The organism is Collimonas sp. NPDC087041, from assembly GCF_044745265.1.
Classification (GTDB): domain Bacteria; phylum Pseudomonadota; class Gammaproteobacteria; order Burkholderiales; family Burkholderiaceae_D; genus Collimonas.
This window is the reverse complement of record NZ_JBIUZX010000003.1, coordinates 89,124-113,647: the sequence shown is the minus strand read 5'-3', so window position 1 is coordinate 113,647 and position 24,524 is coordinate 89,124. Positions and strand designations below refer to the sequence as shown.

At 56.8% G+C, this 24,524-nt stretch carries 22 protein-coding genes and 2 tRNA genes; 11 read left to right on the top strand and 13 right to left on the bottom strand.

What is annotated here, in order from left to right:
* Positions 1-16 precede the first annotated feature (16 nt).
* On the bottom strand, positions 17-1,255 hold the full coding sequence (locus ACIPF8_RS06360; protein WP_400418468.1) for an allantoate amidohydrolase: 1,239 nt from the start codon (positions 1,253-1,255) through the stop codon (positions 17-19).
* A gap of 209 nt (positions 1,256-1,464) precedes the next feature.
* On the opposite strand from ACIPF8_RS06360, the gene ACIPF8_RS06355 reads away from it, so the two are divergent.
* Positions 1,465-2,790: a C4-dicarboxylate transporter DctA gene (locus tag ACIPF8_RS06355; protein WP_400418465.1), complete on the top strand. Its 1,326-nt coding sequence runs from the start codon at positions 1,465-1,467 to the stop codon at positions 2,788-2,790.
* 123 nt (positions 2,791-2,913) lie between these two features.
* Positions 2,914-3,609 carry a GntR family transcriptional regulator gene (locus ACIPF8_RS06350; protein WP_400418462.1) on the top strand — a complete coding sequence of 232 codons (696 nt, stop codon included), beginning with the start codon at positions 2,914-2,916 and terminating at the stop codon, positions 3,607-3,609.
* Between the two features lie 40 nt (positions 3,610-3,649).
* On the opposite strand, the gene ACIPF8_RS06345 is transcribed toward ACIPF8_RS06350, so the two are convergent.
* The 5 genes from ACIPF8_RS06345 to ACIPF8_RS06325 form a co-directional block, all read right to left on the bottom strand.
* On the bottom strand, positions 3,650-4,408 hold the full coding sequence (locus ACIPF8_RS06345) for a LytR/AlgR family response regulator transcription factor (protein ID WP_400418459.1): 759 nt from the start codon (positions 4,406-4,408) through the stop codon (positions 3,650-3,652).
* 24 nt (positions 4,409-4,432) lie between these two features.
* Positions 4,433-5,149, bottom strand: a complete 717-nt coding sequence (locus ACIPF8_RS06340) for a head GIN domain-containing protein (RefSeq protein WP_400418457.1) — start codon at positions 5,147-5,149, stop codon at positions 4,433-4,435.
* 45 nt (positions 5,150-5,194) lie between these two features.
* Positions 5,195-6,619 carry a sensor histidine kinase gene (locus ACIPF8_RS06335; protein ID WP_400418454.1) on the bottom strand — a complete coding sequence of 475 codons (1,425 nt, stop codon included), beginning with the start codon at positions 6,617-6,619 and terminating at the stop codon, positions 5,195-5,197.
* A gap of 129 nt (positions 6,620-6,748) precedes the next feature.
* The gene (locus tag ACIPF8_RS06330; protein ID WP_400418452.1) at positions 6,749-7,018 is read right to left on the bottom strand and encodes a hypothetical protein; all 270 of its coding nucleotides are present in this window, start codon (positions 7,016-7,018) and stop codon (positions 6,749-6,751) included.
* Between the two features lie 55 nt (positions 7,019-7,073).
* Entirely contained in the window at positions 7,074-7,409 is a 336-nt protein-coding gene (locus ACIPF8_RS06325) for a hypothetical protein (RefSeq protein ID WP_400418449.1), read from the bottom strand.
* Between the two features lie 996 nt (positions 7,410-8,405).
* Between ACIPF8_RS06325 and ACIPF8_RS06320 the strand changes: the two genes are divergently transcribed.
* Positions 8,406-9,803 (top strand): hypothetical protein, encoded by a 1,398-nt coding sequence (locus tag ACIPF8_RS06320; protein ID WP_400418446.1) that lies wholly within the window; start codon positions 8,406-8,408, stop codon positions 9,801-9,803.
* 431 nt (positions 9,804-10,234) lie between these two features.
* Positions 10,235-11,458: a sigma 54-interacting transcriptional regulator gene (locus ACIPF8_RS06315; RefSeq protein WP_400418443.1), complete on the top strand. Its 1,224-nt coding sequence runs from the start codon at positions 10,235-10,237 to the stop codon at positions 11,456-11,458.
* A gap of 61 nt (positions 11,459-11,519) precedes the next feature.
* Here ACIPF8_RS06315 and ACIPF8_RS06310 read toward each other — a convergent pair whose 3' ends face one another.
* The 3 genes from ACIPF8_RS06310 to ACIPF8_RS06300 all read right to left on the bottom strand — a co-directional run bounded on the left by ACIPF8_RS06310 (position 11,520) and on the right by ACIPF8_RS06300 (position 15,452).
* Positions 11,520-11,993 (bottom strand): hypothetical protein, encoded by a 474-nt coding sequence (locus ACIPF8_RS06310; protein WP_400418441.1) that lies wholly within the window; start codon positions 11,991-11,993, stop codon positions 11,520-11,522.
* 117 nt (positions 11,994-12,110) lie between these two features.
* Positions 12,111-14,324, bottom strand: coding sequence for a protein kinase (locus ACIPF8_RS06305; RefSeq protein ID WP_400418438.1), 2,214 nt, complete (start codon positions 14,322-14,324; stop codon positions 12,111-12,113).
* Between the two features lie 234 nt (positions 14,325-14,558).
* Positions 14,559-15,452, bottom strand: a complete 894-nt coding sequence (locus ACIPF8_RS06300; RefSeq protein ID WP_400418435.1) for a LysR family transcriptional regulator — start codon at positions 15,450-15,452, stop codon at positions 14,559-14,561.
* A gap of 119 nt (positions 15,453-15,571) precedes the next feature.
* On the opposite strand from ACIPF8_RS06300, the gene ACIPF8_RS06295 reads away from it, so the two are divergent.
* The 5 genes from ACIPF8_RS06295 (at position 15,572) to ACIPF8_RS06275 (ending at position 19,982) form a co-directional block, all read left to right on the top strand.
* Positions 15,572-15,757, top strand: a complete 186-nt coding sequence (locus ACIPF8_RS06295; protein ID WP_400418433.1) for a 4-oxalocrotonate tautomerase — start codon at positions 15,572-15,574, stop codon at positions 15,755-15,757.
* A gap of 297 nt (positions 15,758-16,054) precedes the next feature.
* Complete coding sequence (cysT, locus tag ACIPF8_RS06290; RefSeq protein WP_400418431.1) at positions 16,055-16,930, top strand: sulfate ABC transporter permease subunit CysT; 876 nt, start codon at positions 16,055-16,057, stop codon at positions 16,928-16,930.
* A gap of 159 nt (positions 16,931-17,089) precedes the next feature.
* A complete protein-coding gene (gene cysW, locus ACIPF8_RS06285) occupies positions 17,090-17,905 on the top strand; it encodes a sulfate ABC transporter permease subunit CysW (RefSeq protein WP_400419459.1) in 816 nt (271 codons plus the stop codon).
* The gene (locus ACIPF8_RS06280; RefSeq protein WP_400418428.1) at positions 17,902-18,978 is read left to right on the top strand and encodes a sulfate/molybdate ABC transporter ATP-binding protein; all 1,077 of its coding nucleotides are present in this window, start codon (positions 17,902-17,904) and stop codon (positions 18,976-18,978) included. Before cysW ends, ACIPF8_RS06280 begins: the two co-directional genes overlap by 4 nt.
* 11 nt (positions 18,979-18,989) lie before the next feature.
* Entirely contained in the window at positions 18,990-19,982 is a 993-nt protein-coding gene (locus tag ACIPF8_RS06275; protein ID WP_400418425.1) for a CysB family HTH-type transcriptional regulator, read from the top strand.
* Between the two features lie 242 nt (positions 19,983-20,224).
* Here ACIPF8_RS06275 and ACIPF8_RS06270 read toward each other — a convergent pair whose 3' ends face one another.
* The 4 genes from ACIPF8_RS06270 to ACIPF8_RS06255 all read right to left on the bottom strand — a co-directional run bounded on the left by ACIPF8_RS06270 (position 20,225) and on the right by ACIPF8_RS06255 (position 23,658).
* Positions 20,225-21,280, bottom strand: a complete 1,056-nt coding sequence (locus tag ACIPF8_RS06270; RefSeq protein WP_400418423.1) for a quinone-dependent dihydroorotate dehydrogenase — start codon at positions 21,278-21,280, stop codon at positions 20,225-20,227.
* A 99-nt stretch (positions 21,281-21,379) separates the two neighbouring features.
* On the bottom strand, positions 21,380-22,105 hold the full coding sequence (locus ACIPF8_RS06265) for an arginyltransferase (RefSeq protein WP_400418421.1): 726 nt from the start codon (positions 22,103-22,105) through the stop codon (positions 21,380-21,382).
* Positions 22,106-22,320: 215 nt separating this feature from the next.
* Entirely contained in the window at positions 22,321-23,049 is a 729-nt protein-coding gene (gene aat / locus ACIPF8_RS06260; RefSeq protein ID WP_400418418.1) for a leucyl/phenylalanyl-tRNA--protein transferase, read from the bottom strand.
* Positions 23,050-23,085: 36 nt separating this feature from the next.
* Complete coding sequence (locus ACIPF8_RS06255; RefSeq protein WP_400418415.1) at positions 23,086-23,658, bottom strand: NUDIX hydrolase; 573 nt, start codon at positions 23,656-23,658, stop codon at positions 23,086-23,088.
* Between the two features lie 175 nt (positions 23,659-23,833).
* Between ACIPF8_RS06255 and ACIPF8_RS06250 the strand changes: the two genes are divergently transcribed.
* Positions 23,834-23,910 (top strand) — tRNA-Met (locus tag ACIPF8_RS06250).
* 100 nt (positions 23,911-24,010) lie between these two features.
* Positions 24,011-24,087: transfer RNA gene (locus ACIPF8_RS06245), tRNA-Met, on the top strand.
* Positions 24,088-24,524: the final 437 nt, after the last annotated feature.

Here is a 24,524-nt window from a genome sequence, read left to right as displayed (position 1 = left end):
TCCCATCCAAAGGTGGTCAGTGTTTAAAATTTTCGACAAAGCGGCTGAATACGCGGGCGCCGAGTGCGGCGTCGGCGGTACTCATGATTTCATCCGGATGGTGGCTGATGCCGCCGTTGCCGCAACGGACAAACAGCATCGCGACGTCGGTGATGGCGGCCATCGCCATGGCGTCGTGACCCGCGCCCGAGGGCAGGTGGCGTAGCGGCAGGCCGCTCTCTTCAATGGCGCCGGCCAGCTGTTGTTGCAGCCACGGCGCGCAAGGTACGCTGACGGCCTCGTGGGTCTTGCGGGTCTGGATCACGACGTTGCGGCGCGCGGCCATCTGTTTGATCTTTGCCAAAACATCGCTTACCGCAGCCAGGCGTATCGCATCTTGTTCGGCGCGGATATCGATCGAGAAAATGGTTTTCCCCGGCACCACGTTGGCGGCGCCATTCGGCACGTTGAACTGGCCGACGGTGCCGACCAGTCCGCGCGTGCCACTGCAACGCTGTTCTATATACAAGCCGATCTCGGCTGCGGCCATGGCGGCATCGCGCCGCATTTCCATCGGCACCGTGCCGGCATGGCCGGCCAGGCCTTCGACTTCCACCATGAAGCGCGAGGCGCCGGAGATGGCGGTCACTACGCCGAGCGGCAAATCATTATTGAGCAAGACCGGGCCTTGTTCGATATGTACTTCGACAAACGCCAGCACGGCATCCGGCGCATAAGCGGCCTTGCCCAGGCCGCTGGCATGGAAGCCGGAGGCGGCCATCACGTCGCGCATGCTCTGGCCGCTGTCGTCGAGATTGTCCAGCACTGCCATGTCGAAGGTGCCGGCAGCGGCGCGGCTGCCGAGCAGGGTGGCCTTGAAGCGCACGCCTTCTTCTTCGGCAAAGCCGATGATTTCAATGGCAAAGGGGAAGCGCTTGCCGGCCTGATGCCATTGCTGCACGCAGGCGATCGGCAACAGGATGCCGAGATTGCCATCGTATTTGCCGCCGTTGCGCACCGTATCGAAATGTGAGCCGGTCAGCAGCGCCGGCGCATCGGCGGTCAGTCCTTCATAGCGGCCGATCACGTTGCCTGCCATGTCGCGCCGTACGTTCATGCCGGCGGCGCACATCCAGTCCGCCAGTTGCGCTGCGGCGCCGTGGTGTGCCGACGTCAAGTAGGTGCGGGTGAGCATGTCGGGCGCTTCGCTGTGCTGCGCCAGCTGGTCGGACCAGGCCATGATCCGCTCGCCGCATCTGTCCCAGGGTTCTTGCATGGTTGTCTCCTAGATAATTAATCGACTTTTCGCTGCCCATTCGGCTGTTGTTATAGGTTTTTTGCGATCATACACGCAAAATCAAGTTGAATTCAATTATTGCATACAATAAGTGAATGCATTATATTGAATCCGGGATGCGGCCTATTTCATCCGGGCCTGACAGACCAAAATTGGTATAAACCAAACAAAACAATCAGGAGACAGACGTGCGGCGCTTTTATAAATCACTGTTTGGCCAGGTGCTGATAGCACTTGTGATCGGTATTGCGGTTGGGGTGCTGTTCCCCAAATTCGGAGAGAGCTTGAAGCCGTTGGGGGATGGCTTTATCAAGCTGGTCAAGATGATCATTCCGATGATCGTGTTTTGCGTTGTGGTGAATGGCATTTACGGGGCCGGTGAGCTGAAGAAGGTGGGACGGGTCGGGCTCAAGGCGCTGATCTATTTTGAAGTCGTGACGACGGTCGCCCTGGTGCTGGGGCTGCTGCTGGCATTCGTCTTCCATCCCGGCGTCGGCATGAACATCAATCCCGATACGCTGGATGCGAATGCCTTGTCCAGCTACGTCGAGACTGCCAAGCAGGTGAAGGGCACCGGCTTCGCCGACTTCGTCATGAAGATCATTCCGAATACGGTGGTGAGCGCGTTTACTTCCGGCGATGTGCTGCAAGTGCTGCTGTTTTCCATCATCTTCGGTTCCGCACTGTCGCTGATCGGTGAGAAGGCCGCGCCGATCGTCACTGTCGTGCACAGCATGTCGGAAGCCTTCTTCAAGTGCATGTCCTTCATCATCCGCCTGGCGCCGCTGGGCGTGTTCGGCGCGATTGCCTTCACCGTCGGCAAGTACGGCATCGGCTCGTTGCAGCAGCTGGGCTTCCTGGTCATCCTGTATTTCTTTGCAGTCGTGATTTTCGTGTTCGCCATACTCGGCACGATCCTGCGCCTGGCCGGTTTCAGCATCTTCAAGCTGATCAAATACCTGCGCGCGGAATTGCTGGTGGTGCTGGCTACGGCATCGTCCGATAGCGTGCTGCCGCAGATCATGCGCAAGCTGGAATACATGGGCATCAAAGGCTCCACCGTCGGCCTGGTGATTCCAACCGGTTACTCGTTCAACTTGGATGCTTTCTCGATCTACCTGACCCTGGCAGCCGTCTTCATCGCGCAGGCAACCAATACGCCGCTGGCGATCACCGACCTGCTGGCGATCCTGGCGGTGGCGCTGATTACCTCGAAAGGAGCGCATGGGGTGCCCGGTTCGGCTATCGTGATCCTGGCGGCGACCTTGTCCGCCATCCCGGCGATTCCGGTAGTCGGCCTGGTGCTGGTGCTGTCGATCGACTGGTTCATGGGAATTGCCCGCGCACTCGGCAACCTGCTCGGCAACTGCGTGGCCACGGTTGTGGTGGCGGTGTGGGAAAAGGATATCGACCGCGCCCGCGCGCACGCTGTCTTGAATGGCGCACGTCCGCCAGTGGAGGACGAAGAAGTGCCGGTAGTGCTGCACGTGCCTAGCGACACGCGGCCCGCATAAGCAGAAAACAAGGTGGCTGGCGGCGTTTGCCGCCGGCCGTATCGGATGCTTATTTTTCTATAAGGTGTCGCATTTACAAGTACAATTTTGGTCTTTAGAACACGCATCAAGGAAATCGATAACATGAGCCTGTCTTCCAGCCCAGCCGGCGCCGACAGTTCTGACGATATCGCCGCCGACATCACGACGGCGATTGCTGAGCAGCGCCTGCCGCCCGGCACCAAGTTGCGCGAAGAAGCGCTGGCCCGGCTGTACTCCGTCAGCCGCACCAAGATCCGCGCGGCGCTGGTGATGCTGGCCAAAGACAAGCTGATCGACCTGGTGCCCGACAAGGGCGCCTTCGTCAGTCGCCCGACCGAGGAAGAGGCGCGCCAGATATTTTTCGTACGGCGCGTGCTGGAAGCGGCGCTGGTGCGCGAATTCGTCGCCAAGGCTACTGCTGCCGACTATGAAATTCTGGAGCAGCATTTGCAGCAAGAGCGCGAAGCACTGTCCAAGGAAAATCCGCAAATCCGCTCGCGCCTGTTGAGCGATTTCCACATCCTGCTGGCACGCGCCGTCGGCAACCAAGTGCTGACCGATGTCCTCACCAAGCTGGCCGGCCGCAGCTCCCTGATCACCATGCTGTACCAATCCACCCGGGACGCCGCCTGTTCATCCGATGAACACGTCGAATTCCTGCAGGCCGCCAAGGCCGGCGATACCGAAAAAGCCGTCGAGCTGATGCTGCATCACCTGCATCACGTCGAGAAGGCGCTGCAGTTCGAAATTCCGCCGCCCGGCGCCAAGAAGGATTTTGTCAAGGCATTGCTGGCTTAGGCGAGTGGTTGGTTTTTTGCCGCGCACCTGGCGCGGCTGCTTACATCTGCTTGAACAGATGAATGAAACTACGGCTCACTTCCAACTTTTCCGAATGTCCCTTGACCAGCACCTGATGGCGGCCGCGCATGTCGCGCGTGATGCCGTCGATGGCATTGACGTTGACCAGCGTGGCGCGGTGGATCTGCCAGAATAGGTCGGGGTCGAGTTCTTCCGCCAGGTCGCGCACCGGCTTGCGGATCAGCGCTTCGTAGGTGGCAGTCTGGACGCTGGTGTATTTTTCATCGGAGCGGAAAAACAAGATCTCCTGCACCGGAATCAGTCGTAGCTGCTGGCCGATGCTGGCCTGTATCCATTGCAGGTAGACCGGCTTGGTGGCGATGCCCATCTGCTTGGCCAACTGGGTCAGCATCGAGCCCATATCCGGCGGCGCTGTGCTCGCATTCAGGCGCGCTTTGAGGCGCGTTACGGTCAGCGCCAGGCGCTCCGCCTCGGCCGGCTTCAAGATATAGTCGACCGCACCCTGCTCGAACGCTTCAATCGCATACTCATCGTAGGCGGTGATGAAAACGATGTGACTCTTGCCGCCGATTTCCTGTGCCGCCTGCAAGCCGGTCTTGCCTGGCATGCGGATGTCGAGGAAGGTGAAGTCGGGTTGCAACTGGTCGACCAGCTCGATCGCTTCGTCGCCATTCTTGGCTTCTCCGAGTATCTCCAGTTCCGGCCACGCCTGGCTCAGGCGCAGGCGGATCTGGTCGCGCATCAGGCGTTCATCATCGGCAATAACGGCAGTAGGCATAGGCTGAGAGGTGAGGTGGAGGGGTTATCGTTTGGTGACCGAGCCGGAACCGACAATACTGGTCTTGACCTGTGGGTCGCCTTCATAGGTGACATCGCCCGAGCCGGCGGTCGATACATTCAACTGCTTGCTGGCATAGACATTGGCATCGCCGCTGCCGACAATGGATACGCGCGTGTTTTCGGCGAGCAGGCTGAAGCCGTCGTAATCGCCGCTGCCGGCAATCGAGATGCGCAGGTCGCGGGTCTTGCCCTTGACATTGATATTGCCGGCGCCGGCAATGGAGGCATTGATATTGGGTGCATTCAACTCGCCGTCGACATCGCCGGAACCGGCAATGGATATCTTGATGGTGTCTTTACTGCTCAGTTTTCCCTTTACCTTGATGTCGCCGGAACCATAGATCGACAAGGTATTCACTTCCGGCGCCGTCAGATAAACATTGATGTCGTGATGGGTGCTGAAAAAGCTGTTGCCTTTCAGGCTGACGCGCAGAGCCGAGCCGCTGACAGTCAGTTCAACCCGCGGGACGATGCTGGCTTCGGCTTCGATCACGGCCGGCTTAGCCGGACCCTGGGTCAAATACACATTGACCGCATCCATCAGTTCGATCTGCTGGAAATCGCCAAGCGGGCGCTCAGACTTGGTTACCTCTGCAGCCATGCTGCCGATGCTGACCAGTGGCAGCACTGCGGCTGTGGCCAGTGCCAGAAAAAAAGTGCGGCGTGAGAGCGGTTTCATATTCGTGTTTCCTGTAGCTATTTTGCGGCTGACCTTGCGGCGGTTTTACTTGGGTTGTACCTTGTTCTGCGCCACCACCTGATAAGGCACTTCAATGGTGGAGCAGACGCCGCTCGGGGTGTTCGGTGTAATGACCAGTTGCGCAACGGTGCCATGCAACAGTTTGAGGCGATCGCGGATACTTTGCAATCCCAGCCCGGTGCCGTTGCTGGCGACGGCGCCGAAACCGAGGCCGTCGTCCGTCACGCTGACGCGCAGCTTATTGTCGGCGACTTCTGCCTTGATGTGCAAGGTGCCGCCATCGGTCTTGCTTTCCAAGCCATGCTTGATGGCGTTTTCCGCCAGCGACTGCAGCATCATCGGCGGGAAGGCGGCGCTGCGCAGACCGTCGGAAACCTGGATGTCGACTATCAAACGCTCTTCCATGCGCATTTTCAACAAGTCCAGATAGGCCCGCACAATGTCCACTTCACGGCCGAGTGTGGTGACGGTGGCGGTTTCGCGCATTTGCGGCAATACCGCTCGCAGGTACTGGATCAGGCGCTTCTGCATGGCCGATGCACGCGGCGGGTCGGTTTCGATCAGATAGTCGACCGAAGCCAGGGTATTGAACAGGAAGTGCGGTTCGACCTGAGCCTGGATCATCTGCATCTTCGCTTCCGACACCTCGCGTTGCAGATTGGCGTGTTCGGCGGCGGCATTGGCAGCCTGGGCGCGTGCTTCTGCACGTTTCTTGCCGCCCATCAGAGCCTTGGTGCCGAACAGGCCGATCAGCAGCAGCAATACAAAATTCACGAACCATTCGGACGATTTCTTCTGATAGCGGGCGACCTGCTGTTCAGCCTTGTCTGCCGCCGCTTCATGGATGGCGGCAACGGCATCGTTGATGGCCTGGTTGACGTCTTGCGCCGCATCGGGCGGCAAGGTCAGGCCCAGGTTGGCGGCATTGGCCGGTGCTGAGGGCGCGGTTGGTACGCCTGGCGTAGCCCGTTTGTCCGACGCCGCTGGAGCTGCCGGGGCCTCTGGCGCAGCAGGAGTTGCTGGGCTTGCCGGAGCTGCCGGCGTACTCGCCGCATCGCTTTCGTCGTCCGAGTAAGAGTATGTCTTGACATGTACGCCGCTGCCGTCAATCTGGATATCCGCATCCCCTTTGCCAGGTTTGCCGGATTTGCCGGCGGTGCTGATATGCAGGCCATGGTCGTCTATGCGGATATCGGCGTCGCCGCTTTTGTCAGACTTGCTCGCCGTGCTGCCATGCCTGCTGGTTTTTTCGATGACGACCACATTCTGATCGGAGGAAAACAGCGTTTCTTGCAAAATCCCGGCTGCGGCCATCACCAGCACTGCAAACAGGAAGAATTTCCACCACGAGAGCTGCGTGACCCAGGTTGCTGTTTTGTCGAAGCCTCGGGACAGATAGCTGGAGGCGGTCTCTACAGCTTGCTTCCATGTGATCGAATCAGAATTCATAGAGTGAGAATCGAGTTGTACTGTGGGTTGTACGGCGACTTGGCGAAGGCGCCTTTATTTTAGACGTTACGGACGCGGCAAGTATCGGCGTTTTTCCGGCTGGCATCAATGAGTATCAAACAATGCACATCAAAGGGCGGTGAATGCTGCGACGCGGTTGGCATCGGATTTCTTGCGTGCGACTTTCTTTACGTTGCGATTGTGGTCCTGCTGCGCCAGCATGGCTTTTTCTTCCGGTGTGAGGCGTTTGCCGATGATGATGATCGGCGGCAGCATCGGTATTTCTTCGCTTGCTGCAGCTGCTTTCTTGGCCGGCCCGGCAGCCATGGCGGGGGCAATCCCTGCGCTCAATGCTGCGAATAACGTGACGGCGACGATGAGTTGACGATTGGTGTTCATTGCAATCTCCTTGACTGGAACTGCCTTGGAACTGGGTTGGTATAAGCAGCCTGTCTTATGCGACGGCGTGCAGCGTCGGGACAGGTTTGGCAACGGCCTTCTTGCGGCTGTCCTGTTGTGCCAACACGGTCTTTTGCTCACGGCTGAGGCGCTTGCCGACGATGGTGATGGTTGGCAGCATGCCGTCCTGCTGATCCATCGCCAGCTTTTCTTGCGCTGTCAGGCGCTTGGCGACGATCGTGATGGTTTGCAGCGGCAGGCGTTTGCCGATGACGGTGATGGTTGGCAGTGTCGAGATTTCAGCTTGCTGCGGAGCGGCGATAACAGGAGCTGCAGCGGCGAAAGTGGCGACGGACAGGATGGCGATCAGTGCTTGGCGTGCTGTGTTCATTTGTATTCTCCGTTAAGTGGGTGACGTTGTTGCATGTCGTCACTTTAGGGAGTCAAACGATAGGTCGCCATCTACTTGCGACAGCCTGCAGGAATGCCGGGACAAAATACAAAAAAACGGGACTGAAATGCAGCGGATTTGCGCTGGCCGGGATGGAAAAGTGCTGTTTTAACGGGGCAGGCGGCAGTTTCAAGGCGGCGCCGGGATACATTTAATGGTGTTTTTGATATGTTTATCGGCCGCCTGGCAGTACTGGCGAAACCTGGCGTGACTTGAAAGGCAACGCTGAAAAAGCATGAAATCAGTCGGCTGGACTTGGTTCGCCATAGAAAGCAACGCGATTTGATGGAGAAGACACAATCCTGCCCACACCATTGAGTAAGGGGATTGGAGTGATCGACGTGGCATTGCCTGGCATCGCGGCCAGGTCCTAGGGACGAAGAGCGGGCAATTCGATTTCCACCAGCGCCTTACTGTCGCCGAGCTTGTGCCAGTTGTCGCGTTATCTCTTTTTATTGTCGCGGAAAGGTGTGTAAAGACGTCGTGTAAAGAAAATCGTGATGTGTAAAATTATCGATGACTTTACACGGATGTGATGGAAATTAGGCCAAATAAGCTGTTTTTTTGCTTGGCATGGTGCTTGCGAATAAGGCTGTTGGTGGAGGAAAAAATCGATCGTCGATATGCAGCAATGATGACCGGCACTCCCCCCTAGCATCAGATGCGGCGCGTGTGGCAGCGATAGAAAACTGCTCACGTCCGACATCTCTTTGAACCATCACTCTATTCGGAGTCTATAACATCATGCCTAGCTATCGCGTCAGTATTTCTCGCCCAACCACCCAACCACCTTTGTGCGACTGGCCTCAAACAGTTGTTGCACCCAGCGCTGATGTAGCAAAAGGATATGCCTACGCCAATTGGGTGAACAGCCATCCTAACCCTGCGCCACCACCATTATCGCAATGCCGCGTTACTGTTAAGTTGAGTAATGCCATGCTGCTTGCAGATGTAGCGTCCGTGTCGCCGATGCAGCAAGCATTTATCGATGGCATTGAGTCGCAGGTCACTAAGTTCTTGTCGACACAGCTCGACGGGACATTCAGCATGATTAACTATCCGTCGGGTTTCAACTACGGTATCACTTACGGCAGCAACGCTTACTACAACCAAGCCACGCTGCAAGACATTGACACCTTGCTGGGTGTGGCAAGCAACGGCCAGCCTGACCTTACCGGTGCTGGGTTTTCCAATCTGTATGCACAGATCATGGGGGCCGTCACGTTCTCGTTCTGCCAGCAAGACCAGGCTACGATGGCAAAACAGGATACCGCTGCCAGTGGGCAGATAGCATCCATCCTGACCGAGTTTGAAAATGTCGGCGGTGTGTATACAAGCCCATTGCCTTTTGGCGGCAAACTGCAGGATGTATTTAACCAGATGAATAAGGCATACGGCAGCATCACCAACATGCCAAACACGCTAAATGCCTTGCGCAATGCAATCGCCGCCTACCAACGCATATCCGGCGACAGTTATGCTTTGCACAATCGTTACTATGCCGCTACGGCGCGTATTGCTGCGGTTGTGGCCAACGTCACTACGCCATCGGCGACTAACGGCGGCATGCAGGTTGGTAGTTCTAACTATTACGTTGGTTTCACGCCGAATAAATTGCCTACTGCGAATCGATTGATTGCGGGTTTGAATACCGCAGGTAATGCGGTTAGTGTGGCAATCAGCATCAGTGATTTCAGTTCCGATAGCTCGCAGTTGAGCATTTCCGGTGGCACCAGCTTCAATATTCCTATTGCCGGCATTTTGGATATTGCGGTCAGCGGCAACGCCTCATATGACCTGTCGCGCTACACTTCGTCGTCGTCCAGCGTCACCATGAATATTACCTATCCGGGCGTGACGTTGTTTGCGTCGATTCCGAGCGTGCTGTCGACCGACAACAGCACGGGCTGGTATGCGGACGACGTGCTGCAGGAAGTGGCAACCAAGACTGGACAAGATGCGACAGGCTACCAGTTGCAAGGTAGCGAGTTCGACGTGACCCAATTATTTGGGCAAGGTAAAACTTTCTCGCGTCTCAAAACTTTCGTCATCAGCCAGCAACCAACCATCAGCATGACGTTTACCGGTGCCAACGTCAGCGTGCTCACCAGCGATTTGCAGGTTAACGCTTCGGTGCGCTTGAAGTTGCTGGGCATGTTCGATCTCGGCGGTGTCTCAGGCTCTTATTCGGTACAAAAAATCGATGCGAGTTCGTCGTCAGGATCGGTCACAGTCACGTTCGGACCACCAGTGATCAGTGGCTCGACGCCGATCCAGCAGCAATTGGCTTATGTGCTGGGCGGCGTAGCGTCTTATCCACCGTCGAACGTGTAATTGCTATGGATACTTTTTGACAGGTGGCACCTCGCCGTCCTGTCGAGAAGTATCTATCAGAGTCTTTGCCGGTAGCGGGGCGAGTTGACACTCGCCCCGCACTCATTTACATTCGCCCTTCAGGCTCTTTCTGGATGGCAATGATCAATTCGGACTTTACGATCCCGTCGCCTTCTTTATCCACTGGCACGCAAACAGATGCACCCTTGCTGGCCTTCAGTGTCGCTTGGCATCCAGATGCGATGCGCATAGGCGAGCAATTCCTGTGGGCCGATCCATCCGCTCCGTTGGAATTGTCACGTTTTACGCCGTTGTTTCGCCGGCCAGGAGGTGAGGGCGCTGGCTTGGCTTATGGCGGGATTTCACGGACACCGTTGCGGATCACACAGGGCCAGGGCGGGATTACCATAGCGCCATCAGGAAATACCCGCATGGTGCTCGAAATCAATGGTAACGACATCCGCGAGACCACTTTTCTGTCGCACGAACAGATTACCGCCGGCGTGGTGCTGGGCCTTGGCCGGACAGTTCTGTTATGCCTGCATTGGATGCATTGCCTTCCCAAAGATAATCCGGTCGATGGCTGGCTGGGGATCGGTAGCGCTGCAATCGCCACCCGAGACCAGATCCGGCAAGTAGCCGGGACCGACGTATCCGTCCTGCTACTGGGAGAAACCGGCACCGGAAAAGAGGTCGCGGCGCGGGGAATTCATGGATTGAGCCGACGTGCCGCGGCACGCCTGGTGAGCGTCAATATGGCGGCGCTCAATGAATCGTTGGCGACGGCGGACTTGTTCGGCGCTAGCCGCGGGGCCTATACCGGGTCACAAACCGCCCGCACCGGTCTGTTCGCCGAAGCGCAGGACGCCACGCTGTTCCTTGATGAAGTGGGCAATACGCCGACGGCAGTCCAGCCGATGCTACTGCGTGTGCTGGAAACGGGGGATTACCGTCCGCTGGGTGCGTCTCGTGACGTACAATCAAGCGCGCGGCTGATCGCCGCTACCGACCAGAATTTATATGACGCCGGATTTAATCAGGCGTTATTGCGCCGTCTGGCGAGCTTCACTATCCATTTGCCGCCACTGCGCGCGCGGCGCGAAGATATCGGCACGCTGATCGCTCATTTGCTGGCGACATCGAAGTTGTCAACGGGAGCCGAACTTCAGTTGCCAGCGCCGCTGATCGGGCAATTCATACTCCACGACTGGCCGGGAAATGTGCGTCAGCTGACACATGCGGTTAATCGTTTGTTGTTAACAATGCCGGGCGAACCGCTGCCGGATTTTTACTCGCTGGTGGACGCGAGACCTAATGCCGCCTGGTTCAACACCTCCGGCAACGCGCCTTCGAGCTCGGCCAGGGCCAGTGCTGTATCGGTTCGACGGCGGCTGAGCGATCTGACAGAGGCAGAGATATTGGCGGCAATGGAAAAGAGTGAGTGGGCTATCCAGGGCGCAGCACAAGCGCTCGGGATATCGCGACCGTCAATGTACAAACTGTTGGAATCGCATTCCCAGATTCGAAATTTGGAGCGCATTTCGCCGGAAGAAATTCGTCAAGCAATGATCGATTGCAACGGCGATGTTGAGCGCTGTGCGTCGAGCTTGAAGACACCAGCGGAACCATTGAAGCGTCTTCTGCGGTTATTGTAATTGGCGAGCCGATCAGGAATTTTCGGATGGCTCGCCATTGCATGGAGGTCGTTAAGGCTGTTTAACTTTCATCTTCGCCGCCACCATGAACGCCAGCCCCAACTTGCAGTTCCGGGTCCAGTGTCAGCACGGGTTGATTGCCGTTTCCAGAATCATGTGCCAAGGTAAAACTCCACTGCGCTTCCTGGCCTGCGATATTGTCAAACACGAGTACTTCACCCAGTTTGTAATGATACGGCGGGTGTGGGTGTTTTTCCTCGTTGTACTGCTTGAACGGCGTCGGCAGGCCGGATTCCATCGGTGGGAGTTTTGTGAAAGTAAGTGTGCTCTTGCCGGAGCCTGGTGCTATGCCTTGGATGTTAAAGGTAATCGTGTCACCTGCTCTGAGCCACGGCATTCCACCGATTGCACCTGGCTTTCCAGTGTGTACTGGCGTCGGCGTAATGACCCATGGTACGTATGGAGCCGAAGTGTTCTTCTGGTCTAATGGGACCAGAACGCTAGTGTAGGCTACGGGTTTTTTCTGTTGAGTCATATAAATTCTCCGGGTTTGAAATTCGCCGCTGAAATTGGATTGGTTTGCAAACCATTTCGTTGGCATGAAAGTGACGCTGATAGGACTTAATACATACGCCGTGCCTGGTGCATTTTTTCACGGACTTGTTACTGCTTTCAAATACCTAGGGTCTTTGCGTAGTGCAACCAGCTCGGGCGTGGTCTCGATGAATTTTTCAGGGTAGCCTAATTGCCGTGCACGTGCGATGGCTTCCAATGCGCCGTTACGATTGCCCGTCAATTCGTAAGCGAGACCTGCACGAAACTGAACAGAGGCGTTGTCGGGAGCCAGTTTTAGTACTTTCAGCAACAAGGTTTCACACTCACTGCGATTGCCAACCCTGGCAAAGTACAAAGCCATTTGTGACAACATTCTTTCATCGTTGGGCATGTGAGCGAGGTGTGTCGACAGCAGCTTGATCGCGTGTTCATAACTTGTGCGCGCTTCCGCTTCGCGACCTGGTATCCATAACAGCGTATCACCAAGATTGGCCCAGCCAAGATAGTCATTGGGGTTGCCCTTGGTTGTGGAGACGGCGGCCTCGAAAGCGGTGACGGCGCCTACATAATCTTCACGCATGAACAAGGCATTGCCCAGGTTGCTATACAGCCAGGCGCTCGGCCTGATCTGCAAGCCTTGCTGCAGCACTTGCATGGCTTCGTCCGTGCGCCCCTGGCTGAGCAGTGCGGCACTCAGATTCGCGTATGAAAATACGGCGTCCGGCTGGATCTTGATACTCTGGCGGAAGGCCAGCTCTGCCGCCTTGAAGTTTCCCTTCTCATAAAATATCGCCCCAATCAGGTCGGCAAATACTCGCTCCTGCGGATAGTCTTGCAGATTCTTTTGCGCTGCGGCCAATGCTTCATCGAGGCGATGCAATTTGTATAGCGATTGCACTTTGTCAGCCAATGCAAACACGTTCGCTGGATCCAGATTTAGCGCGCGTTCGAAAGCTGCTGCCGCCGCCTCGATTTTGCCTTCATCAAATAGCGCATTGCCGTAGGCGACATGGCTCAGTGCCAATTGGTCATTCAGCTTGAGCGCCTGCTGGGCTGCCGCTGCAGCTTTCTGTCGCCAGGTATCGTCTCGATTGTCGTTCCAGTAGCGCTGGCTGTAGACCTGAGATAATCCTGCCACGGCAGCAGCGTTGGTCGAATCGTGATGGAGTATGGTAGTGAATCTCGTCTCCGCTTCGTCCAGTCCGCCCGGTCGGTCCCAAGATTTAAGCGCTGCTAGTCCTAGTTTCATTTCCAATGCTTCACTGAACGGTTTTTCTGGAGTGACTAACGTCAGCAAATACGATGCATATGGCGAGACCAACCATGCGCCGCCGGCCAGCACAATTGTCAGTGCGAGTATCTGCGCAGGTCGCCGCCACTGTCGGGAAGAGAATCTATTCTTACTTATTGGCGGCAATGGCGTCGAAACAGTCGGTATCACCGCGGTCGGTACGGCGGCGGCAGGTGAATCCGATTGCATTGCCTTTACAACCTCAACGATTTGACTATGCGTCTCGCGCATGGAGCGAATCCGCTGCTCTCTCGAGTAGGCCGTCATTCTGCGTATCAAGCTGATTAATTCCGCACGCATTGCCACTGGGTAGTGCCATTGCTCGGACGAAGATTGCAGATGCGCAGCGGCCAATGCCAGCCCGGATAAATGCGGAAATGGTCGCATCGCCGTCGTCAATTCGTACAACACCACACCAAGCGCGTATATGTCGCATTGCGGACCAAGTGCATCGCCTCGAAGGCGCTCCGGCGCCATGTATGCGATTGTGCCCTGAGGATCGGCTTGCTGTAGCGAGATGGTGACTTGCGAATCGCTGTGCACCGCCAGGCCGAAGTCGAGTATCCGCAACGCACCGGAAGGTTCAATCATCAGGTTTGAGAGCTTCAAATCGCCGTGCGTCAGACCTGAGTCATGTGCTTCGCACATGGCCTCTGCAATGGATTGCACAATCAGCAGCGCTTGCAGTTCTGAGAGGGGCGCTTCGGCCAGTAACTGCTTCAAGCTACGACCCGGCACCAACTCCATGACGATGGATGGGACATCGCCGTCGTCTTCTTCCAAGGCGTGAATTTTGACAAAGGCCGCATGCTTGAGTGACGAAGATAAACGTGCTTCCCGCAGCATGTCTTTTGCATTGCTTACGCCGTCGATATTTTTAAGGCGCTTGATGGCGACACTGCGACACAACTTGCTATCCCAGGCTTCATAAACGTGCGCAAAACCACCTTCACCCAAGCAACCATGAATCTGATAGTGCTTCACAGCGATCGGAATATCTGACGATTGTGCTTCGGGCATTCGAAACTCCCGCCTTCAAGGCGCAAACTAATAGTGTTGCTGCAAATAAATTGACGGCAACGCATATTAGCTCAAATAAAGTCGAAAAAAAGCAAGGTTCGCTACTTCGGTCTTTCCGAGGCCGGTAAATGATCGATCAAGACGAAACAAGCTCGTATAGGGTAATCAACGCGATTGCGCCACTCGCCCGGAACCGGAAGATTTGCTGCCGATGTTGGACCAATTGATCACTACTTACTGTTCGAGTCCAAAGCGCTTTAACAGCAGATCGATAACACTGCGTAACTTCGCCGTAGGCCGCGTATCCTGCGGGTAAATCAGATACATCGGCGTGGGTTTATATGACCAGGCCGGCAGTACCGGCAGTAACCGGCCGGCAGCAATGTCGTCGGCCAGTAGCACTTCAGGTTGCAGCACGATACCGGCGCCATGCAAGGCGGCATTGCGCAAAGCGTCGCCTTGGTTGGCGCTGAATCGGCCTTTGACTGCTACATCGCATAATTCACCGTCAGGTCCGACCAAATGCCAGCGATCATGGTGGCGCCAGTACGATAAGCCCAGGCAACTGTGCGCCTTAAGTTGTTCCGGGTGTTCCGGCAGGCCATGCTGGGCCAGATAACCTGGCGCAGCGGCCAGTATCCGGCGATAGGGGCGCAACGGTCGCGCCACCAGCCCAACTGCATCAATGTGGCCGATATGGAGGCCTAATTCGTAGCCGTCGTTAATCAGGTCGGCTACGCGGTTGTCCAGTGTCAGTTCTACGTTAACTTCAGGATGGGCGGCCAAGTAGTCGGCCAATACGGGAGTTAGGCTCTGGCTGCCAAAGCTCACCGGAGCAACTAACCTGATCAGTCCGCGCGGGCTGGCCTGCAGTTCCGAAGCGCTGGCCTCAGCCAGATCCACTTCAGAAAGTACGCGCTTGCAACGCTCGTAATACAGCCTGCCCACTTCGGTTAACTGTTGTCGGCGCGTGGTGCGGTGGAGCAAACGCGCGCCGATCCGTTGTTCGATAGTCCGAACGTGTTTGGCAACCATGGTGGGAGAAACCCCGCTGGCTGAGGCCGCGGCAGTGAAGCTGCCGATTTCCACCACGCGCACAAACATTGCCATGCCAGCCAGCTTATCCATGATTGAGAACCAATAGGTTTGGAATAACTGAAATTATTGCATATTTATCTGCAGCCAGAACTGAGTGACACTGAAGTTACTGACATCCCATCCGGGGTGTCGCTTACCGAGGAATTGTCATGCCTATCTTACGTTTGGAAATGCACCCCGGCCGCACGCCGGAGCAAAAGCGCGCTTTCGTTCGCGAAGTGACCCGGGTTGTGGTTGAAACCCTGGTTTGTCCGCCGGAAAGCGTGGATATTGTGATCACTGAGGTGTCGCGCGAAGACTGGGCGAAGGCCGGCAAGCTGGTCGCGGATAAGTAAAACAGTAGGCCCGGCCCCAGTAAGAACCGTCCGCACGTGTCGCGCTGGGGCCACATCAATCTATCTTCAATGCCGGTACGCCGGTCAATTCGCAACAACGCCTAGGGTTTTATTTGCCGTGGCAAATATTCCACTTTGTTTAGTAAGAGGCTCGTCTGCGGCGCCATTTCACGTGTTGACGCGACTTTCTCTTATGCAAAATCATTCTATACACATGCTAAAAAGTTCGTTCTCTTTATAACAAACCGGTGAGATTATCATCTCTCTTTAGCCGTATTTGTAATAAGAGGATCAAGCATGACAGCAGCAGTGCTTCCAGTTAACGCCGCCAAGATCAAGCCCGCCAGCCCGTTCAGGGTGATGCCGGGTTTCCGGCTGTCGCTCGGATTTACCCTGTTCTATCTGGCGCTGATCGTCTTGATTCCGCTGTCGGCGGTGTTCCTGAAAACCTTCACGATGACTTGGAGCGATTTTGTTGCTGCTGTGACATCGCCACGGGTGATGGCCTCGTATCGGCTGACTTTCGGCACTTCTTTATTAGCGGCTTTGCTGAATGCCGTGTTCGGTGGCATCGTGGCCTGGGTTCTGGTGCGTTATAAATTTCCGGGCAAGAAGCTGATCGACGCGCTGGTTGACCTGCCTTTTGCGCTGCCGACTGCAGTGGCCGGCATTGCGCTGACCGCGCTGTATTCCAGCAACGGCTGGATCGGCCAGTATTTGGAACCGCTCGGCATCAAGGTTGCATTTACCCCGCTTGGCATATTGGTGGCGCTGACCTTCATCGGCTTGCCGTTCGTGGTGCGCACCGTACAACCGGTGCTGGAAGATGCCGAGAAAGAATTGGAAGAAGCGGCCGCCAGCCTTGGCGCCAACCATTGGCAGACCTTTACCCGAGTGATTTTTCCGACAGTGTTCCCAGCCTTGCTGACCGGTTTTGCGCTGTCTTTCGCTCGCGCTACCGGTGAATACGGCTCGGTGATCTTCATCGCCGGCAACATGCCGATGGTGTCGGAAATCACGCCCTTGTTCATCATTACCAAGCTGGAGCAGTACGACTACGCTGGCGCCACCGCAATCGCGGTAGTGATGCTGGTGGTCTCGTTCCTGCTGCTGTTGAGCATCAACGTATTGCAAGCCTGGACCCGCAAGCGCGGCCAGTCGGAAAAAGTGTAGGAGTCGGACTTGAGCGCAACAGCCAGCAATTTCAACCAGCAACCCGTCGCGGGGCATGTAGCACACGCGGCGGCGCCATCGGCCCAGCCGCAATTGCGGGGTGAGCCGATCCATGTGCCCAACGCGACGCTGGAACCGTTCTGGGTGCGTGCATTATTAATGACGATCGCCTTGGCGTTCCTGGCACTGTTCCTGGTGGTGCCGCTGCTGGCGGTGTTTGCAGAAGCCTTCAAGAAAGGTTGGGAAGCGTATCTGGCGGCGATCATCGAACCGGACGCGATCAGCGCCATCAAGCTGACCTTGCTGACGGCTGCGATTGCCGTGCCGCTCAACCTGGTGTTCGGGATCGCGGCGTCGTGGACCATCGCCAAATTCGAATTCCGCGGCAAAAACGTGCTGCTGACACTGATCGATTTGCCGTTTTCTGTTTCACCGGTGATTTCCGGTTTGATCTATGTGCTGCTGTTCGGCGCCCAGGGCTGGCTCGGTCCGTGGCTGCGCGATCATGACATCAAGATCCTGTTTGCGGTGCCGGGTATCGTGCTGGCGACGATTTTTGTGACCTTTCCGTTTGTTGCCCGTGAGTTGATTCCGCTGATGCAGGCGCAGGGCAGTGAAGAAGAAGAGGCCGCGCTGGTGCTCGGCGCTTCCGGCTGGAAGACATTCCGTCACGTGACCCTGCCGAACATCAAATGGGGTTTGCTGTACGGCGTGATCCTGTGTAATGCGCGCGCCATGGGTGAGTTCGGTGCGGTGTCGGTGGTGTCCGGTCATATCCGCGGCGAGACCAACACCATCCCGTTGCAGGTGGAGATTCTGTACAACGAATACAACTTCCAGGCAGCGTTTGCGGTGGCTTCGCTACTGGCATTCCTGGCGCTGCTGACCCTGGCGCTGAAATCGTTCATCGAATGGCGCTTGCGCGAAGTGGTGCAGCCATACGGCTATATAGAAATTAAGGCAGGACAATCATGAGCATCCAGGTAAATAACATCAACAAGCGTTTCGGCGAATTCGTCGCCTTGAACAATGTGTCGCTGAATTTCCCGACCGGTGAATTGACCGCGTTGCTGGGTCCATCCGGCTGCGGTAAAACGACTTTGCTGCGGATCATCGCCGGGCTCGAAGCGCAGGACAGCGGCCAGGTGCTGCTGGAAGGCGAGGATGCGTCGTCGCGCCATGTACGTGAGCGCCAGGTCGGTTTCGTGTTCCAGCACTATGCGCTGTTCAAGCACATGACGGTATTCGAGAACATCGCTTTCGGCCTGCGCGTCAAGCCGCGCGCACAGCGTCCTAGCGAAAGCGCGATCCGCGAAAAAGTCACCAATCTGCTGCAACTGGTCCAGCTCGACTGGCTGGCCGACCGCTATCCGCCGCAATTGTCCGGCGGCCAGCGCCAACGGATCGCCCTGGCGCGTGCGCTGGCGGTGGAGCCGCGCGTGCTGTTGCTGGATGAACCGTTCGGCGCGCTCGACGCCAAGGTGCGCAAGGAATTGCGACGCTGGCTGCGGCGCTTGCACGACGAGCTGCACGTCACCAGTATTTTTGTCACGCACGATCAGGAAGAAGCGCTCGAAGTGGCGGACCAGATCGTGCTGATGAACAAAGGTAATGTCGAACAGATCGGCGCGCCGCAGCAAGTCTATGAGAATCCGGCTTCGCCGTTTGTCTACGGCTTCCTCGGCAACGTCAATCTGTTCCACGGACGTGTCCACGAAGGCGTGCTCGACAGCAGCGGCATGCGTTTCGATGCGCCCAATTACGCTGAAGCCCAGGATGCCAAGGGTGTCGGCTATGTACGGCCGCACGATCTGGAGATTGATCGCTACACCGCCGGCGCCGAAGGGATCGTGGTGCAACTGCGGCGCTCCCATGCGATCGGTCCGCTGGCGCAGCTCGAACTGGAGCGCAGCGATGACAGCGAAGCAGCTTTGATTGAAGCAGTGATTTCCAGCGAACGCTTCAAGCAACTTGATTTGAAAGACGGCGAAACCCTGGTGGTGCGTCCGCGCCGCTTGCACGTGTTCGTCGATCAACACGCACAGTAAGGAGAGAAGGCATGAATTTCCAGCAATTACGCTCTATCCGCGAAGCGGCTCGTTGCGGCTTCAACCTGACCGAAGTGGCGAACGTGTTGTTTACGTCGCAGCCCGGAGTCAGCCGTCAGATTCGCGAGTTGGAAGAGGAGCTCGGGGTCGATATATTCATTCGTAACGGCAAGCGCCTGATCGGCCTGACCGATCCCGGCAAGGGAATTTTGCAGATCGTCGAAAGACTGCTGCAGGAAGCGGAAAATCTGCGTCAGGCCAGCCAGGAATATTCCGGCGAAACCAGTGGCACGCTGACCGTAGCGGCTACCCACACGCAGGCGCGCTATGCGTTGCCGCGCGTGGTGCAGGGCTTCCGCGCCAGCTTTCCGGATGTCCGCATCGCTCTGCAGCAAAGCTCGCCGGAACACATCGCCGATTGGGTTATCTCCGGCAAGGCTGATGTTGGTATCGCCACCGAAGGTCTGACGCAATTCAAGGAATTGATCTCCTTCCCTTGCTACGAATGGAGCCACGTACTGGTAGTGCCGGAAGGCCATCCATTGCTGGAGATCGCCGCACCGCTGACGTTGGCTGACCTGGCGGCCTATCCGTTGATTACCTATGACGTCGGCTTTACCGGCCGCGGTCATATCGACGATGCGTTCAGGACGGCAGGCATTACACCCGACATCGTACTGACTGCGATGGACTCAGATGTGATCCAACAATACGTCTCGCTCGGCCTGGGTGTTGGCCTGGTGGCGTCGATGGCTACCGAGCACACGCGTCAGAACGGCTTGCGTTCGATCGAGGTATCGCATCTGCTGGCATCCAACGTGACACGGTTGGCGATACGGCGCGGCGCCTATCTGCGTTCTTACACTTTTGATTTCATCCTGCAGTTTGCGCCGCAGCTGAAGCGTGAAGACATCATCGAGGCATTGCAGGCAGAGCCGCACAGTAGCGGTAGCGGCGGTTTGCACAAACCAGAGTATGAACAACGCATCCTGAAGATCGCCTGAGTCGAGGACGGACTCTAACCCGTCCTCTGGTCACGCTGCTGTCATATATTGGTATTACGATTTACTTGTCTCCTCCGATCCCCTAGACGGTTCGGATTTAGCCCGCTGGTGCAAAGCCAGCGGGCTTTTTCTTTGGTGGGTGCAGTTCTCACGAGTCTGCATCGGGGTGAGTAAAATTGCAATATTGTGCGCGTGAGGCTGATTGAATCCAGGATGAGCGCCAAATCAAAGCGGCGCCTAGTTCATTGCTTGTTTTGGCTATGTTGGCGCAAAGCCGCCGCGCATTCGCGGACTAGCGCAGGGCCGCGATAAATCAAGCCGCTATACAACTGCACCAGCGACGCTCCGGCGGTGATCTTGGATTGAGCGTCAGCGCCGCTGAAAATGCCGCCGACACCGATGATCGGAATCTCGTCCCCCAGTTCGCCATGCAACTGGCGCACCACGCTGGTGGACAGCGCCAGGACCGGCGCACCGGACAGGCCACCGGTTTCATTCTCATGCTGCAGGCCGCGCACGGCGTCGCGGCTGATGGTGGTGTTGGTGGCGATGACGCCGTCGATGCGATGGCGCAGCAGCGCGTCGGCGATCGTCTTGACCTGTTCGGCATCGATATCCGGCGCGATCTTCAAGGTGATCGGCACGTAGCGTTTGTGCAGGTCGGCCAGCTTTTGCTGGGCTTGCTTGAGTTGCGACAGCAGGGCGTCGAGTTCGGAGGCACCTTGCAGTTGCCGCAGATTCTTGGTGTTCGGCGACGAGATATTGACGGTCACATAGCTGGCGTACGGATAGACCTTTTCCAGGCAGTGCAGATAGTCTTCGGCGGCGCGCTCGATCGGGGTGTCGGCGTTCTTGCCGATATTGAGGCCGAGCACGCCTTGCCGTTCCTGGAAGAAGCGCGAAGCCTGGACATTGGCGACAAAGGCGTCGACGCCGCCGTTGTTGAAGCCCATGCGATTGATGATGGCGTTGGCGGCCGGCAGGCGGAACATGCGTGGCTTCGGATTGCCGGGTTGCGCACGCGGCGTCACGGTGCCGATTTCGATCGAGCCGAAACCGAGCGCTGCCAAACCGTCAATGTAGGCACCGTCCTTGTCCAGGCCGGCGGCTAGGCCGACCGGGTTGGGAAAGGTAATGCCCATCACGGTACGTGGATCGGCCGGGGTTTGCCCGAGCAGCGAAGTGAGTCCCAGTGCAGCGGCGCGGCGTAATGCCGGCAGGGTCAGATTATGGGCGGTTTCCGGATCGAGCGAGAACAGGGCGGGGCGGGCGAAGGCGTACAGGATTTTGGCTGGCACGATGGTTTGGCGGCTGGGTAAGGTAATGCAATCAAGGGAGTAACGGTATTGCTGCTGGAAGGTTTGGCAACACACGATATGCGCGCCAGCAGCGGTCGGCTATTCTAACGCACTCCATTGCCCTTGACGAAGCGCTTCAAGCGGCCGGAAGTTGATTTTATATGCCATTTTCTGGCTCTCCTTGATCCAGTAGCCGAGATACACGTAAGGCATGCCAAGCTGTTTGGCCTGGCCGATTTGCCACAGGATGTTGTAGGTGCCGTAGGAGGCGCCGGCTACGTCAGGATCATAGAACGTATACACCGATGACAAACCGTCATTGAGGACGTCGATGATGCTGACCATGCGCAAGGTGCCGTCTTCATCGCGGAATTCGACCAGGCGCGTGTTGACCTTGCTCTGCAGCAGAAATTGCGCGTACTGGTCGCGGCTGTCCTGGTCCATGCCGCCGCCGCTGTGGCGCGCGGTCTGGTAGCGCAGGTACAGGTCGTAATGTTCGTGCACGTAGGCCAGGTTGGTGACCAGCGTGGTCAGGTTGCTGTGCTTGTCCCAGGCGCGGCGCTGGCTGCGGTTCGGCTGGAACGCGGCGACCAGCGTGCGCACCGGGGTGCACGCCTGGCAACCGTCGCAATACGGCCGGTAGGTGAAGATGCCGCTGCGCCGGAAGCCATTTTTGACCAGTTCGGAGTAAACATCGGCATTGATCAGGTGTGACGGCGTCGCCACCTGCGAACGCGCTTGACGATGATCCAGGTAGCTGCACGGGTAGGGCGCAGTGGCATAAAACTGGAGAGTCGAAAACGGCAGGTCTTTTAAGTGCGTCATGTGCATTCCGGATATTTAAGTCCTGTCGGCATGGCAATTGGCTGCACCAATCCGCCATGCGCGGCACGGCATTGATGCGGGCAATTCACATCGAGCCAGACATTGATAATTTACACCGGAAATCCGATTTGCATAAGGAGCAAAGGCAGATGTTTTGTAGTGTTTCGTACACTGCCTTGTGGGTGTGTGTTGGCTGTGCCATGTGTACGCCCGGCTCAATCCGCAAACAGCGGCAGCGGACGCCAGTTATGGATTTGCGGATGATCGATAGCCTGTCGCAAATGGGCCAGGAATTCGCCGCGCGGAATCGGCGCCGCGCCCAGTGAGGCGAGGTGATGGGTTTGCTGCTGGCAGTCGATCATGGTCACGCCATGCTGGCGCAGGAAATGCACCAGGTAGGCCAGCGCGATCTTGGAAGCGTCGCTGACCCGGGTGAACATCGATTCGCCATAGAACATTTGGCCAATGCTGACGCCATAAGCGCCGCCAACCAGTTTGCCGTCCAGCCAGACTTCCGACGAATGAGCGTAACCGAGCCGGTGCAGCGCGCGGTAGCCGACCACGATATCTTCTGAAATCCAGGTGCCGCCTTCATCACCGCGCGGCGCGGCGCATTCACGCATCACCTGTTCGAAGGCAAAATCGAAACGCACTTGCCAGCGGCGGTCGCTCGATATGCTGCGGTGCACTTTGCGCAGAGTCTTGTGCAGGCTGGCCGATATCGCGAATTGATCGGTTCGTAGCACCATGCGCGGGTCGGTGCTCCACCAGAGGATCGGCTGGTTCTCCGAGAACCAGGGGAAGATGCCGTGCCGGTAGGCATCGAGCAGGCGGCGTGGCGACAGATCGGCGCCTGCCGCCAACAATCCGGCGGCGCCGTCCTCTTCGGTGAGCGCCTCGCTGACATCGGGAAACGGGCTGTTCAGTTCAAGCCATGGAATCATTGCACGTCTCGTTGGATGGCTGGTTGGAGACGGCGCTTATCTGGAGCGCATGGGCTTGAACACATCGTGCGTATGCAGGCGGAATTGACTGCCTTCTTGCTTGACTCTTTTGATGTCGGCAAAGAACGCACGCAAGGTGATATCGACGGTAGGGAAGGCGATTTCATCCCACGGGATTTCCGCTTCACTGAACAGGCCCACTTCCAGGCTTTCAACGCCGGCGGCATAATCGATATCCTGCAAGGTGGCGCGATAAAACAGATGCACCTGATGCACGTGCGGCACATTCAACAAGGAGAACAACTCGTGCAGCTCGACCCGCGCGCCGGCTTCTTCCAGCGTTTCGCGGCGCGCGGCATCGCCGGTGGTTTCATCGTTTTCCATGAAGCCGGCCGGCAGCGTCCAGTAACCGTATTGCGGTTCAATTGCGCGCTTGCACAGCAGTATGCGCAATTCGCCATCGCGTTCCCATACCGGGATCGAGCCGATCACCATCTTCGGATTCTGGTAATGAATGGCGCCGCAGTTGTTGCAGACATAGCGCATGCGATTGTCGTCCGGCGGTATTTGCAGTGAGACGGGATGCGCGCATTCGGAACAAAATTTCATAGACACCGATAAGTAGTTGGATCAACCAGGAACCGTGTTCCTCGTCGCGTTGAATGGGAGTGTTGCAGCAATCCTGATAGCAATCTTTTGAGAGTGTATCACTGCGTAATCTTAATGCCATCGCAGGGAATTGTTGCATTGCGTTGCAATACCGGATATACTTTCATTCTTCAGACGCGGGGTGGAGCAGTCTGGCAGCTCGTCGGGCTCATAACCCGAAGGTCGTAGGTTCAAATCCTGCCCCCGCAACCAGATACAGTAAGAAATGTTTTGAAGAGTGATTTTCAAGAATGTTTCTTGCGAAAAAGGCCTTAAGTGTGCAAATCACTTAAGGCTTTTGTTTTCAGACAGACGCGGGGTGGAGCAGTCTGGCAGCTCGTCGGGCTCATAACCCGAAGGTCGTAGGTTCAAATCCTGCCCCCGCAACCAATAGCGCAAGAGAATGTTCTTGCCAGCAAAAGCCCCAAGCGTTTCGCGCTTGGGGCTTTTGCTTTTCCGGCGCGATTTTGAGTTGCGTCCTGCTTCTGTCAGCTGTGATGTGCGACACGCGGAATTCTGTAGCGTATGCATGTTTGCTGAGCATGCTTATCAGCAGCGTGTTCTTTCGTCTCCCCCTCCAAAAACTCCAATTCACTCCTTGTGCCGGATTGCCGCGATGCACCAATCCGGTCCGTTATCGATTTCCGATTCCTGATATCTCTGGTTGTCTTTTCGATTTGGCTTGTTGTGCGCGCCGAACCGTTTTTCCCTTCGGTGGATATCAAATCCCGCCTCTTTCTGCCTCCATTTAGCAATGTTGCCTGCGACTTTTCGCGCGCCCTCAATCACTGTTTTGGTGCCACGCTTGCACCAAAGTGGTATTACCA

Bases quoted from the DNA above. Each gene is read 5' to 3' on its own strand.
- cysW (WP_400419459.1), top strand. From the start codon at position 17,090: ATGACGATCGCCTTGGCGTTCCTGGCACTGTTCCTGGTGGTGCCGCTG.
- ACIPF8_RS06310 (WP_400418441.1), bottom strand. From the start codon at position 11,993: ATGACTCAACAGAAAAAACCCGTAGCCTACACTAGCGTTCTGGTCCCA.
- ACIPF8_RS06360 (WP_400418468.1), bottom strand. From the start codon at position 1,255: ATGCAAGAACCCTGGGACAGATGCGGCGAGCGGATCATGGCCTGGTCC.
- ACIPF8_RS06340 (WP_400418457.1), bottom strand. From the start codon at position 5,149: ATGAAACCGCTCTCACGCCGCACTTTTTTTCTGGCACTGGCCACAGCC.
- ACIPF8_RS06325 (WP_400418449.1), bottom strand. From the start codon at position 7,409: ATGAACACAGCACGCCAAGCACTGATCGCCATCCTGTCCGTCGCCACT.
- aat (WP_400418418.1), bottom strand. From the start codon at position 23,049: ATGATTCCATGGCTTGAACTGAACAGCCCGTTTCCCGATGTCAGCGAG.
- ACIPF8_RS06295 (WP_400418433.1), top strand. From the start codon at position 15,572: ATGCCTATCTTACGTTTGGAAATGCACCCCGGCCGCACGCCGGAGCAA.
- ACIPF8_RS06330 (WP_400418452.1), bottom strand. From the start codon at position 7,018: ATGAACACCAATCGTCAACTCATCGTCGCCGTCACGTTATTCGCAGCA.
- cysT (WP_400418431.1), top strand. From the start codon at position 16,055: ATGACAGCAGCAGTGCTTCCAGTTAACGCCGCCAAGATCAAGCCCGCC.
- ACIPF8_RS06300 (WP_400418435.1), bottom strand. From the start codon at position 15,452: ATGGATAAGCTGGCTGGCATGGCAATGTTTGTGCGCGTGGTGGAAATC.
- ACIPF8_RS06320 (WP_400418446.1), top strand. From the start codon at position 8,406: ATGCTGCTTGCAGATGTAGCGTCCGTGTCGCCGATGCAGCAAGCATTT.
- ACIPF8_RS06315 (WP_400418443.1), top strand. From the start codon at position 10,235: ATGGTGCTCGAAATCAATGGTAACGACATCCGCGAGACCACTTTTCTG.
- ACIPF8_RS06350 (WP_400418462.1), top strand. From the start codon at position 2,914: ATGAGCCTGTCTTCCAGCCCAGCCGGCGCCGACAGTTCTGACGATATC.
- ACIPF8_RS06280 (WP_400418428.1), top strand. From the start codon at position 17,902: ATGAGCATCCAGGTAAATAACATCAACAAGCGTTTCGGCGAATTCGTC.
- ACIPF8_RS06335 (WP_400418454.1), bottom strand. From the start codon at position 6,619: ATGAATTCTGATTCGATCACATGGAAGCAAGCTGTAGAGACCGCCTCC.
- ACIPF8_RS06305 (WP_400418438.1), bottom strand. From the start codon at position 14,324: ATGCCCGAAGCACAATCGTCAGATATTCCGATCGCTGTGAAGCACTAT.
- ACIPF8_RS06345 (WP_400418459.1), bottom strand. From the start codon at position 4,408: ATGCCTACTGCCGTTATTGCCGATGATGAACGCCTGATGCGCGACCAG.
- ACIPF8_RS06275 (WP_400418425.1), top strand. From the start codon at position 18,990: ATGAATTTCCAGCAATTACGCTCTATCCGCGAAGCGGCTCGTTGCGGC.
- ACIPF8_RS06255 (WP_400418415.1), bottom strand. From the start codon at position 23,658: ATGAAATTTTGTTCCGAATGCGCGCATCCCGTCTCACTGCAAATACCG.
- ACIPF8_RS06265 (WP_400418421.1), bottom strand. From the start codon at position 22,105: ATGACGCACTTAAAAGACCTGCCGTTTTCGACTCTCCAGTTTTATGCC.